13 protein-coding genes are annotated in these 11,058 nt (G+C 61.6%); 9 read left to right on the forward strand and 4 right to left on the reverse strand.

Features of this window, described 5'->3' with window-relative positions; translation table 11 throughout:
- Positions 1 to 121: 121 nt before the first annotated feature.
- The 3 genes from EK16_RS09445 to EK16_RS09455 all read left to right on the forward strand — a co-directional run bounded on the left by EK16_RS09445 (position 122) and on the right by EK16_RS09455 (position 2,803).
- A complete protein-coding gene (locus EK16_RS09445; protein ID WP_038036649.1) occupies positions 122 to 1,366 on the forward strand; it encodes an aminotransferase class V-fold PLP-dependent enzyme in 1,245 nt (414 codons plus the stop codon).
- Between the two features lie 679 nt (positions 1,367 to 2,045).
- Positions 2,046 to 2,366 carry an SUF system Fe-S cluster assembly protein gene (locus tag EK16_RS12010; RefSeq protein ID WP_051929200.1) on the forward strand — a complete coding sequence of 107 codons (321 nt, stop codon included), beginning with the start codon at positions 2,046 to 2,048 and terminating at the stop codon, positions 2,364 to 2,366.
- 65 nt (positions 2,367 to 2,431) lie between these two features.
- Positions 2,432 to 2,803, forward strand: a complete 372-nt coding sequence (locus tag EK16_RS09455; protein WP_038036541.1) for a HesB/IscA family protein — start codon at positions 2,432 to 2,434, stop codon at positions 2,801 to 2,803.
- Between the two features lie 171 nt (positions 2,804 to 2,974).
- On the opposite strand, the gene EK16_RS12315 is transcribed toward EK16_RS09455, so the two are convergent.
- A complete protein-coding gene (locus tag EK16_RS12315) occupies positions 2,975 to 3,448 on the reverse strand; it encodes a hypothetical protein (protein ID WP_156098555.1) in 474 nt (157 codons plus the stop codon).
- A gap of 223 nt (positions 3,449 to 3,671) precedes the next feature.
- On the opposite strand from EK16_RS12315, the gene EK16_RS12320 reads away from it, so the two are divergent.
- Positions 3,672 to 3,992, forward strand: coding sequence for a hypothetical protein (locus tag EK16_RS12320; RefSeq protein ID WP_197059666.1), 321 nt, complete (start codon positions 3,672 to 3,674; stop codon positions 3,990 to 3,992).
- A gap of 216 nt (positions 3,993 to 4,208) precedes the next feature.
- Here EK16_RS12320 and EK16_RS09470 read toward each other — a convergent pair whose 3' ends face one another.
- Positions 4,209 to 4,955, reverse strand: coding sequence for a DUF6969 family protein (locus tag EK16_RS09470; RefSeq protein ID WP_081910450.1), 747 nt, complete (start codon positions 4,953 to 4,955; stop codon positions 4,209 to 4,211).
- A 201-nt stretch (positions 4,956 to 5,156) separates the two neighbouring features.
- On the reverse strand, positions 5,157 to 5,492 hold the full coding sequence (locus EK16_RS09475) for a hypothetical protein (RefSeq protein WP_038036542.1): 336 nt from the start codon (positions 5,490 to 5,492) through the stop codon (positions 5,157 to 5,159).
- Between the two features lie 337 nt (positions 5,493 to 5,829).
- Here EK16_RS09475 and EK16_RS09480 point away from each other — a divergent pair, with 337 nt between their 5' ends.
- Entirely contained in the window at positions 5,830 to 7,212 is a 1,383-nt protein-coding gene (locus EK16_RS09480) for a class II 3-deoxy-7-phosphoheptulonate synthase (RefSeq protein ID WP_038036543.1), read from the forward strand.
- A 325-nt stretch (positions 7,213 to 7,537) separates the two neighbouring features.
- Here EK16_RS09480 and EK16_RS09485 read toward each other — a convergent pair whose 3' ends face one another.
- A complete protein-coding gene (locus EK16_RS09485; protein ID WP_051929193.1) occupies positions 7,538 to 8,062 on the reverse strand; it encodes a GIY-YIG nuclease family protein in 525 nt (174 codons plus the stop codon).
- A 90-nt stretch (positions 8,063 to 8,152) separates the two neighbouring features.
- Here EK16_RS09485 and EK16_RS11615 point away from each other — a divergent pair, with 90 nt between their 5' ends.
- The 4 genes from EK16_RS11615 to EK16_RS12020 all read left to right on the forward strand — a co-directional run.
- The gene (locus EK16_RS11615) at positions 8,153 to 8,884 is read left to right on the forward strand and encodes a DUF7662 domain-containing protein (RefSeq protein WP_051929194.1); all 732 of its coding nucleotides are present in this window, start codon (positions 8,153 to 8,155) and stop codon (positions 8,882 to 8,884) included.
- A gap of 3 nt (positions 8,885 to 8,887) precedes the next feature.
- Entirely contained in the window at positions 8,888 to 9,298 is a 411-nt protein-coding gene (locus EK16_RS09495; protein ID WP_038036544.1) for a type II toxin-antitoxin system VapC family toxin, read from the forward strand.
- 68 nt (positions 9,299 to 9,366) lie between these two features.
- Positions 9,367 to 10,644, forward strand: a complete 1,278-nt coding sequence (locus tag EK16_RS09500) for a D-alanyl-D-alanine carboxypeptidase family protein (protein WP_081910451.1) — start codon at positions 9,367 to 9,369, stop codon at positions 10,642 to 10,644.
- Between the two features lie 223 nt (positions 10,645 to 10,867).
- A partial coding sequence (locus EK16_RS12020) for a helix-turn-helix domain-containing protein (RefSeq protein ID WP_156098557.1) occupies positions 10,868 to 11,058 on the forward strand: 191 nt, incomplete at its 3' end.

Genomic DNA, 11,058 nt, shown 5'->3' on the forward strand with positions numbered 1-11,058 from the left:
GGTGAAAGCCAAAACCTTCAGGCCGCGAAGGCATGCGTTCACAGTAAGAGATAGGCTTTTGCCGGCATGACGGGATGGCCGGGATGACGAGAGTTGAGTGGATTTTGACATGACCGAACAGATGACGAAAAAGCAGGCGGCGGCGATGGAATACGACGTGAACCGCATCCGTGCCGATTTTCCCATTCTATCGCGCACGGTGCATGGCAAGCCGCTCGTTTATCTGGACAACGGCGCCTCCGCCCAGAAGCCGCAATGCGTCATTGACGCCATCTCTCGCGCCTATGCGGAGGAATATGCCAACGTTCACCGCGGCCTGCATTTTCTCTCCAACCTGGCCACCGATCGTTTCGAGGCCGCGCGCGAGACCGTGCGCGCCTTTCTCAACGCCGCCAGTGCGGAAGAGATCGTCTTTACCCGCAACGCCACGGAAGCCATCAACCTTGTCGCCTACAGCTTCGGCCAGGCCTTCATTGATGAAGGCGATGAGATCATCGTCTCGCTGCTGGAGCATCACTCCAACATCGTGCCCTGGCATTTTCACCGGGAGCGCGCCGGCGCGGTGCTGAAATGGATCCCGGTGGATGATGACGGCCAGATCATTCTGGAGGAATACGAAAAGCTCTTCACGCCGCGCACCAAAATCGTCGCCATCACCCACATGTCCAACGCGCTGGGCACCATCCCGCCGGTGAGAGAGGTCATCCGCATAGCCCATGCGCATGGCGTGCCCGTGCTCGTGGATGGTTCGCAGGCGGCGGTGCATCTGCCGGTGGATGTTCAGGCACTCGATGCCGATTTCTATGTCTTCACCGGTCACAAGACCTATGGGCCCACGGGCATCGGCGTTCTCTACGGCAAGCGTGAATGGCTTGAAAAGCTGCCTCCCTTCCTCGGCGGTGGCGAGATGGTGGGGGAGGTGAGCACCGAGGCCATCGACTATGCCGATCCGCCCCATCGTTTCGAGGCCGGCACGCCGCCCATCGTGCAGGCCATTGGCCTGGCGGAGGCGCTGAAATACATGGATAGCATCGGGCGCGATCGCATCGCCGCCCATGAGGCAACATTGCTGGCCTATGCCACGGAGCGGCTTTCGGCCATTGAGGACCTGCGCATCATCGGCACGGCGAAGGACAAGGGCGCCATTGTCTCCTTCGAGCTCAAGGGCGTACATGCCCATGACCTTTCGCATGTCATCGACCGCTATGGTGTTGCCGTGCGCGCCGGCACCCATTGCGCCCAGCCCATTCTGCAGCGTTTCGGCGTCACCAGCACCTGCCGCGCCAGTTTCGCCATGTACAACACGCTTGAAGAGGTGGACGCCCTGGCCGAAGCGATTGAAAAGGCGAAAACCTTCTTTATGTGAACAGGCAAAAAAACGGAACGGGAAGCGCAAGGCAATAGAAGGACAGGACGGCCCCATGAGCAGCGAGGGTGAACATCGCGAAGCGGCACCGCCGCGCCGCCCCTTGAGCCGCGAGGAGCGCGAGGCCATGAAGCGCGAGCTGAAGGCCCAGCTGCGCGCCTATGTGGATGCGCTGAAAGAACAGATGCTCGGCCGCAACGATGGGGCCCGTCCCGATCTTGAGGAGGCCATGGCCCGCGCCGAAGAGGAGGTGGCGCGCAAAATGGCGCAGGCGAAAGAAGCTGCAGCCCAGAGACAAAAGGTTTCCGTTGCTCAGGCAGCTCATAGAGGCGCGGCCTCACAGACGAGACAGCAGGGGCAGGCGGCACAGGCACCTGCGCAATCCTCCGGAGGGATACTGGCGGCCATTGCCGCTGCAGCGAAAAAGGCGGACGGAACCGAAACGATGAAAGAGATGACCAAGGAGACCCAGCAGGAGGCGGCCCCCGCCGCGAAAGCCGATGAGGCAGGAAACGAGGCGGGGCGGGATGTTCTCTCTGTGGCCAGCCCGGCGCAGAAGGATCAGGAAACCGAAGCTTCAGCACCGGCGCAGGCACAGGCGGAGGCCTCCACCGATGCGTCGGAAGAGGATCAGAAAGGCGAAGGCGAAAAGCGCAAGGAGCCTGCGGCGGCATCCGCCATTCCCAAAGAGGAACTAGAGCGCCTCACCCGCGATATCATCGCCGCGCTCAAGACCGTCTACGATCCGGAAATCCCGGTGGACATCTACGAGCTCGGCCTCGTCTATCGCATTGATATTTCGGACGATCGCGTTGTCACCATCGACATGACGCTGACCGCGCCCGGCTGTCCAGTGGCGGGCGACATGCCCGGCTGGGTGCAGAAGGCGGTATCGGAAGTGGAAGGGGTGAAGGACGTGAAGGTGAACCTCGTGTTCGATCCGCCCTGGGATATGTCGCGCATGTCCGATGAGGCCAGGCTTGCGCTGAACATGTTCTGAGCCTCTTTTGCCTTAAAGCGCAAGCCCGGGCCCTTGGGCCGACAGCATCATGATTGGAGGTAGATATGACCGGAATGCCCATCCTCAAGCTCACCGAGGCGGCCGTGAACAGGATCCGGCGCCTGCAGGAGAAGTCCGGCAAGCCGGATGCGGGCCTGCGCATTTCCCTGAAGGCGGGCGGCTGCGCCGGTTATGAATACGACATGCAATGGGCGGAGGCCGCCAATCCGGGTGATGAGGTGGTGGAGCAGGATGGCGTGAAGGTCTATGTCGATCCCGGCGCCTTGCTCTATCTGCTCGGCTCCACCATGGATTACAAGGAAGACAAGCTGAAATCCGGCTTCGTCTTCGACAATCCCAACCAGATCGGCGCCTGCGGTTGCGGGGAATCGGTGCAGCTGAAACCCGCCGATCCCGGGATGCTCGAAAAATCCTGAGTGGCGGAAAACACGCCTGAAAGATATGGGCCGCCGGCGGAATGCAAACCGGGCCGGCGGCCTTTTCGTGTTTTCTGAAAGCGCGGTTCGGGGTCAGACGCTTCAATACAGTCTGACGTCCGAAAAACGGAAGGACGAAAGGACGCCCTTCCGAAATGTCGCATTTTCCCTTTAACGGCGATAGGGCTTGGGCAGGAAGAACAGGGCATCAACCGGCGCGGCCTGATGGCAGGCGTGGCAGAAGGCAACGGCCTTGCCATTCATGCCCTTGGTGATGCCATAGGTCTTGCCGCCGGGCAGGATCATGGCATAGCGCCAGTCCATGGTCGCAGGGTTCCAGCCCCTTTTCATCTTTTCCATGATGAACAGCGGGCCTGGCTTGGGTGTGCCGTCCGTGCCGATGGTGAAGGAAGGTTTCACGATGATGCCGCCGGCCGGCATGCGTTTGAGATTTTCATATTGGCCATAAACCTTGGCGGCGATGGCGTTGGCCAGGTTCACCACATAGCGTTCCCCGTGGGTGCTGGCGAGATAGGGTGCGGAAGCAAAATTGCGCCAGGAGAGCCAGCGGCCATCCGCGGCCGGGTGCGCACCGCCCTTATAGGCGGCGGCCAGTTGCGTCGTGAGGCGTTGGTAAAGGCGCATGCGTTCACCCGGCGCAGGACGACGCCTGTCCTTGCCCATCGCACCGGTTTGCACGGCACAGGGGTTGGCCGGTGTTACTTCACTTTTTTTTGCGGCGCATGGATTGGCCGGGGCGCAGGGGTTGCCCATGGGCTTCATCGCTGCACAGGGGTTGGCCGGGGCGCAGGGATTGTTCATCGGCATCTGTGCGGCGCAGGGGTTGGCGGGCGCGCAAGGGCTTCCCATGGGCGGCATGGCCGCGCACGGATTGGCCGGCGCACAGGGGTTCATCTTTTTCGGCATGTGCGCTGCGCAAGGATTGGCCGGCGCGCACGGATTCATCATCGGCATCTGCGCCGCGCACGGGTTCGCGGGCGCGCAAGGGCTGCCCATGGGTTTCATGGCCGCACAGGGATTGGCCGGCGCACACGGGTTGGCCGGTTGCGCCATGGCCGGGGCGCCGGTTTTGGCAATCACGGCAAGGGTTGCGGCTGCGCCCGTCATCCCCAGCATCAGCGGCACGGCCGCCACGGAAGAAATCCAGGTGCGTCTCAAGGCCTTGTGAATGGTCGCTTTCATTGCAGTTCCTCTCGGCTTCACGTTTTGCTCCGCGCCGGAATACGCCTGTTTTTCAGGTGTCATGTTCGCTGCGATCCGGCAAGAGGCATCATGCCCGTTTGCGCAAACCCTGTCTTGTCACGAATGCCTCGTTAAAACACACGTCTCGGTGAGAGCATTGCGGCCAAATCTGACCGGATCGTGACCATGCCGTGAAGGGCGTTCAGGCACAGGCGCGGGTAAGCGTGAACTCGATGCGGTCGATCTGCTCATCCACGTCAATGGGCAGGATCGATGTGACATCGAGCTCCCGATCCTCGAAAACATCCCTTTCCGGATGCTGTTGTGCCCAGGCCCGGATCACCTCGTCCCGTTCCTTCAGCAGGGCGCGGATCTGCGGCCAGAACAGTTGCAGCATGGCGCTGATCCAGCGATTGACCGCCCAGCAGGGATAGACGTGATCGACCCGGAAGCGGTCCACCATCGCCAGGGTGTCCGCCGCCGGATAGAAGGTTTCGTCCGTTACCCAGCGGTTGGTGGTGAACAGGTGAGTGGGATAGCCGTGCGCGTCCATGGAAATGGCGACGAGATGACAAATGGCCTGTTCGCCATCCGGGCGCCTGGCCGCGCCGGAATAGGGCACCGGACGCACGCCCAGCGGCATGCCCTCGGCCCTTAAAAAGGTGTGAAAGTGTCCATGCTCGCCTGATTCCGGCCTGTGGGCATGATAGTAGTATTGCGCGCCGGTTTCGGCATCATAGACGTCCCCCTTCGGGTAATGCTCCAGCTCATAGAAGGTACCCTGGCCTTTAAGCACCTGGCCGACGACGTTGGCCCCGGCCTTTTCCAGCACGCGATAGCATTCGAGAACGGTCATGCCTGCTGCGCGCATGGCCTCAAGGCGCTTGCGCGCCAGCCGCGGGAAGACAAGATCCGCATCAAAGGCAATAGGTGCGGGCGTAAAGGGCATGGATCCCACCGTTACGCAAAAATCATGAGGGGGATTCTCTCGGCATGCAGAAAACCCCGGCAAGGCAAATCTACGCCAAGCCTGACGAATACTCTAGGCGCATAATCTGCCGGCAGACAAGGGGTTATCTCTCCCCTTGCCGGCGGGCGCACGTGTTTGCGAATGCAGGGGCTTGCGCACCGGATTTTATGAGGACACGCCCTAATGCGGGATTTGTGATTTCACCCGCAACAGCGCTTGATAATACGTATCCGGATTGAGCAGGAATGAAACCGATTCAAGACCACCGGCCGTGATGAAGACAAGCGAAATGCTGTAAATCAGTCCGGGCACGGAGATCATCCATTGCCGCGTCCCCCTGATGCGCGAGCGCTTTGGGTCGTGAAAAAAGATCATATAGGCGAGAAAGATGACAGTGGCGATCAGATACTGGACATAGATCGGAGGCGTCCCCTTTGAAACCACGGTGAGGAAATCCTCCCACATGCGGGACCAGGTCAGGGGATCCGTTATCGTATTCCAAAGCCGTTCCAGCATCGTTCCAACCAGTGTAAGCTTTTATTTCAACCTGCCCGGCAAGAGATGGGGCAGAAGCCGTTTGCCCGCAATGATTGCATGAGAAAGTTTCCAACTCGCAAAAGATCGGACGACGATTGATATAAAATTGTCTCCATCACGCGAAAGCCCGTGCTTGCGCTGGCTTGTGAAAAGAGTCACAAGCACCTATCCTGTCCCGCGATGGGATCTTGGGCGGCACGGCGAGAAGGGGGCTAGCCCCCGTGGCATGCAGGGCGAAAGGTGAGAGGCATTTGTCTTTCCTTCCGATTTTCCCTACATGCCATCAGAAACGGGACGACACGGAGCAGTATTTGCCATGAACGAGACATGGTCGCCGGACAGCTGGCGCAAAAAGCCGATCCGCCAGGTGCCCGAATATCCGGATGAAGAGGCCCTGCGCGCCGTGGAGGAAAAGCTCTCGGGCTTTCCGCCGCTCGTCTTTGCCGGCGAGGCCCGCAAGCTCAAGCGCAAGCTGGCCAAGGTGGCGGAAGGGCAGGGCTTTCTGCTGCAGGGCGGCGATTGCGCGGAAAGCTTTGCCGAACATTCCGCCGATAACATCCGTGATTTCTTCCGCGTCTTTCTGCAGATGGCGGTGGTGCTCACCTATGCCGGCGGCAAGCCGGTGGTGAAGGTGGGGCGCATTGCTGGACAGTTCGCCAAGCCGCGCTCCGAGCCCACGGAGACGCGCGATGGTGTTACTCTGCCGTCCTACCGCGGCGACATTATCAACGATATCCGTTTCGACGAAGAGGCGCGCAGGCCCGATCCGCACCGCATGCTGCAGGCCTATCGCCAGTCGGCGGCGACACTCAATCTGCTGCGGGCCTTCGCCCAGGGCGGTTATGCCAACCTCGAGCATGTCCATCGCTGGACGCTCGGTTTCCTGCGCGACACGCCGGCTTCGGAGCGTTATCAGGAAATCGCCGATCGCATCACGGAGTCCTTGCGCTTCATGCGCGCCTGCGGCATTCACCCCGACACGGTGCATCAGCTGCGCACCACGGATTTCTACACCTCGCACGAGGCGCTGCTCTTGGGCTATGAACAGGCGTTAACCCGCATCGATTCCACCTCCGGCGAATGGTATGCCACATCCGGCCATTTCCTGTGGATCGGGGATCGCACCCGGGATCCGGAAGGGGCGCATGTGGAGTTCCTGCGCGGGGTGAAAAACCCGATCGGCGTGAAGGCGGGGCCGTCGATGACGCCGGATGAACTTTTGAAGCTCATTGACATTCTCAATCCGGACAATGAACCGGGGCGGCTGACCGTCATCACCCGCTTCGGGGCTGACAAGGTGGCGCAGGGGCTGCCGCCGCTCATCCGGGCGGTTCAGCGCGAGGGGCGCAAGGTTGTCTGGTCCTGCGATCCCATGCATGGCAACACCATCCGCACCGCCTCTGGTTTCAAGACCCGGCCTTTTGAGCGGGTGCTGCAGGAGGTGCGCACCTTCATGCAGGTGCATGCGGCGGAAGGCACGCATGCCGGCGGCATTCACATCGAGATGACCGGCCAGAACGTCACCGAATGCACCGGCGGCTGCCATGCCATCGCCGAGGCAGACTTGAGCGATCGCTATCACACCCATTGCGATCCGCGCCTGAATGCGGCCCAGGCTTTGGAGCTTGCCTTCCTTGTCGCCGAGGAAATGGCCGCCGAGTCCCGGGATTTCGCCGCGGCCGGCGCAAAACGCGCCTAATACCAAGTTGCTCAGAGTCTGACCGGTGAAATCGCCCATACGACACGACACAACGTCGCCATCTTTCTCGTCACCCCGGCGGAAGCCGGGGTCTCGTGCCGCAAACTCATGCGCTTATGGCCTTAGATACCGGCTTTCGCCGGTATGACGATATAAGTGTCGTATAGTGTGGAAATCGCCCCGCGCCCGCGCCCAAACCTTTTGTTTTTAATTTTGTATTGGGGGGTGGAGGCGCGGGGCGGTGGGTGGTTCATTATGCAGGTTGGTTTAAGGGGGCGTGAAAGTGAAAATTCCGAATCGGTCCCTGTGCGGGACTGCGCTGCCCCTATTCGGTTTGGGTCAGCCAGGCGTTCCATGAGAGCAGATGGGCCGGACAGGTTTTGCAGTCGCTGCTGCCGAAGCCGGCCACGGGCACGGAAAAAGCACCGCTTTGCAAGAGCCTGGCGATGATTGTGCATTCGCTCAAAGGGTGGGTATCGGCGGGAAAGGGCAGGGCATAGTGGGCATCGGCGGCAAGGGTTAACGCATCGATGTGCCAGCGCTGCGGCTTGTCCTCGCGCAAATGCCGGCTGATGCGGGCGGCAAGCCCGCCGGGGCCCTTGGCGCTGCCGGCGTAGAGATGCCAGCCCGGCGGAATATCGCCGCCCGGCGCGGGCCGTGAGACGGCGAGCGGTTGGGCAATGTGCAGGCAAAGCAGATAGCTCCCGGCCGTGCGCGATAACCGATCCTGTGTCTGCCGGGTGATGATCGCGGCGGGTGGCAGAATGGTGCGCAAAAGCGCAATAAGCGCCTTGGGCAAGGCCGGCGCGGCAGGGCCCTTATATTTCACGTGCTGATCTGGCCTGTTCATTCGTTATGCCGCCTTCTTTCCTGCCATGAATGAGCGTGTTATGCATGCAAGTTGAACCATGTCATACATGAAAACGATTTCAGCATAGACATGAGCAAGTACGATCCTCTCAAGAATTATCTCAGACAAGCGCCTCAAAGCGCTCTGACCCTGAAATTTTCTGAAATCGAGCAGATCCTCGGTTTCGATTTGCCGCATTCTGCCTACAAATATGCGTCCTGGTGGGCCAATTCCGCCCGCGGCGGTGCGCACATGAAGGCCTGGCGCGATGCCGGCTGGGAAGTGTCCAACATCGATCTCTCCGGCCGCCGTGTCACCTTTCGCCGTCGCAGCGGTCAGCCCGTGCGCCCGGTGCAGCCACAGGCCGAAGTGATATCGCCCCAGGATTCTGAGAGGGAAACGCCTCAGACTTCCCCAGTCAAAAACGAAGGGGCAGGTGCTGCGACGGCCAGCGCGTCCAGTGCCGAGCCGACAGCGCCGGCAAAACGGCAAGGGGCATCCGGAGGGGCAGGAAGCCCGTCAATCAGTCCCGTTTCCACTCCGGGCCCGACCCGCCGGGAGGCAGCGCCGCGCATCACGCTTGTTCCGGAGGAAGCCATTGACCTTGCCAAACTTCCCGGACATGCCCGCCGCCTGCTGGAAAGCCGCGCGCGCCTGACCGGCCGCACCCCGGCGCAGGAGGCAGCCGCTGCACTGGGCCGCATACTCATGGAGGAGCGTCAGCGACTCGTGCAGCGTTTGAAAGAGATCCGCGGGCGCACCATCCGGCCGGGCAGTTTCGATCTGCTGGCGGTTCTCGGCCGCTCAAAAGGGGGAGAATGAGCGATGATCGTCGTTGATGCCACGGTCATGGCGGCCTGGGCCGTGCAGGTGCCGCATTCGGCGCGCGCCGCCCGTCTGCTGGAGGAAGGCCAGCCGCTTGCCGCACCGGAAGGGGCGCTTACGGCCGCGCTGGAAGGATTGCGCCGTCTGGCCGCCGGCGGGCATATCAATGATATGATCCTCAAGGAAGCCGCCGGCATCATTCCGGCCATGCTCCATGCCATCGTGCCCGATGCCGGCCTGATCACGGCCGCCATGCAGCATGCCACGGAGCGGCGCCTGCCGCTGGATGCCGCATTGTGCCTCAGTCTTGCCGAGCGGCGCGGCTGGGCGCTGGCCTCGGCCGATCGGCAATTCATCAAGGCCGCAGGCGGCCTTCTGCCCTCGGAGCGCCTTCATCTCATTCAGTCCTGAGCCACAAGAGGAAGCGCTTTGAGTGACAGCGGCCTGCAAAGGAGAACCATCGAAAAGGGGGCGGCAGCATGCGGATGATCGATGGGTTACAGGGCCTTTCCCTTAAACGGATGTGGCAGGCATTCCGTGTTCATCGTTGCGACAAGCATCGCGGCCTTGCCGCACGCTCGGGCTTGCGCATGATGCTGGTGCGCGTTCTCATGGCGCTTGTTCTTTCGTTTTCCGTCACCGCCACTGCCGATGCTCAGGAAGGAAAGAAGCCCCCGGCTTTTGAAAGCCGGGCCAAATACGCCATCCTCATCGATTCCCGCTCCGGCAAGGTTTTCTACGAGAAGGATGCCGACGCCCTCATGCCCCCCGCCAGCATGAGCAAGATCATGACCATGCTGGTCGTTTTCGAAAAGCTCAAGAAAGGCGAGCTTTCCGAAAATGACATCTTCGAGGTTTCCGTCAATGCCTGGCGCAAGGGCGGGGCGCCTTCCGGCTCCTCCACCATGTTCGCCAAGCCCGGCGAGCGCATTCCCCTGGGCACGCTCATGCGCGCGGTCATCGTAGTCTCGGCCAATGATGCCGCCATCGCCATAGCCGAGGGCATTTCCGGAACCGAGGAGGCCTTTGCCCGGCTCATGACGCAGCGGGCGCGGGCCCTGGGCCTGAAACGGTCCACCTTCGCCAACGCCACCGGCCTGCCCGATCCCAATCATCGCATGACCGCGCGGGAACTGGCGCAGCTGGCCCGCTATCTCATCGAGGTGTTTCCGGATTACTACAAGCTCTATTCCATCCGCGAATTCACCTGGGGCAAGCACAAGCAGTACAACCGCAATCCGCTTCTGGGCAAATATCCCGGCGCCGATGGCGTGAAGACCGGCTATACCAGCGAGGCGAGCTATGGCCTTGTGGCCTCGGCCGAGCGCGACGGGCGGCGCCTGATCGCGGTGATCGCCGGCCTGAAATCCAAGCGGGAGCGCGCCGAGGAAGCGCGCCGGATCATGGACTGGGGCTTTCGTCAGTTCCGCACCGTGCACCTGTATCAGCCGGGCGAGGTGGTCACGCAGGCGCGTGTCTGGGGCGGCAAGGAGGACTGGGTGGATCTTGTCACCCATGACGAGGTGAAGATCCGGCTGAGCGATGCGGAGCGGCGCAATGCCGATGCCGATGTCATCTATCGCGGCCCGCTCATGGCGCCGGTGGCGGCCGGGCGTGAGGTGGCAAAGTTGCGCATCCGCGTGGAGGGCAAGACCGTGGCGACGTTTCCGCTGTACACCGCCCGCGCGATTGAGGCCGATCCCGACATGTGGGGCCGCGCCGCCGACACCATCAAGACCTGGATCTTCGGCGGCTGATTTTGGAAGCTGTGGGAACAGGGCACAATCCCGTACCGGCATTTTATGTCGATACGGCTTAAGTCAAGCCTGTTGACGACCGCTATCGTTCTCTAAAACCGCCTCAGTCTGTGGCCCCTGGATTGCCGGCACAAGTGTTCAGCCCGGGGACATAGCTGACAGGTGTTCGGGGACATGGTTGACACTATACGCACCGCGAACAGGGCAATCGGAGAGGTGCGTGATGGGATGGCAGGAGGTGTCAATCATGGACCAACGCCGGGAATTCGTCATGTTTGCCCGCCGGGAGGGGGCGAACATCAGCGCGCTGTGCCGTCGCTATGGCATCAGCCGCACCACGGGCTACAAATGGCTGCATCGCGCGGCGGAAAACGAAGCGGAAGACTTTCGCGACCGCTCGCGCCGGCCCTTGCG

The organism is Thermopetrobacter sp. TC1, from assembly GCF_000746275.1.
Classification (GTDB): Bacteria; Pseudomonadota; Alphaproteobacteria; order Rhizobiales; family Aestuariivirgaceae; genus Thermopetrobacter.

Bases quoted from the DNA above. Each gene is read 5' to 3' on its own strand.
- EK16_RS09455 (WP_038036541.1), top strand. From the start codon at position 2,432: ATGACCGGAATGCCCATCCTCAAGCTCACCGAGGCGGCCGTGAACAGG.
- EK16_RS12320 (WP_197059666.1), top strand. From the start codon at position 3,672: ATGGGCGGCATGGCCGCGCACGGATTGGCCGGCGCACAGGGGTTCATC.
- EK16_RS09480 (WP_038036543.1), top strand. From the start codon at position 5,830: ATGAACGAGACATGGTCGCCGGACAGCTGGCGCAAAAAGCCGATCCGC.
- EK16_RS09470 (WP_081910450.1), bottom strand. From the start codon at position 4,955: ATGCCCTTTACGCCCGCACCTATTGCCTTTGATGCGGATCTTGTCTTC.
- EK16_RS09500 (WP_081910451.1), top strand. From the start codon at position 9,367: ATGCGGATGATCGATGGGTTACAGGGCCTTTCCCTTAAACGGATGTGG.
- EK16_RS09445 (WP_038036649.1), top strand. From the start codon at position 122: ATGACGAAAAAGCAGGCGGCGGCGATGGAATACGACGTGAACCGCATC.
- EK16_RS09485 (WP_051929193.1), bottom strand. From the start codon at position 8,062: ATGAACAGGCCAGATCAGCACGTGAAATATAAGGGCCCTGCCGCGCCG.
- EK16_RS09475 (WP_038036542.1), bottom strand. From the start codon at position 5,492: ATGCTGGAACGGCTTTGGAATACGATAACGGATCCCCTGACCTGGTCC.
- EK16_RS11615 (WP_051929194.1), top strand. From the start codon at position 8,153: ATGAGCAAGTACGATCCTCTCAAGAATTATCTCAGACAAGCGCCTCAA.
- EK16_RS09495 (WP_038036544.1), top strand. From the start codon at position 8,888: ATGATCGTCGTTGATGCCACGGTCATGGCGGCCTGGGCCGTGCAGGTG.
- EK16_RS12315 (WP_156098555.1), bottom strand. From the start codon at position 3,448: ATGCGCCTTTACCAACGCCTCACGACGCAACTGGCCGCCGCCTATAAG.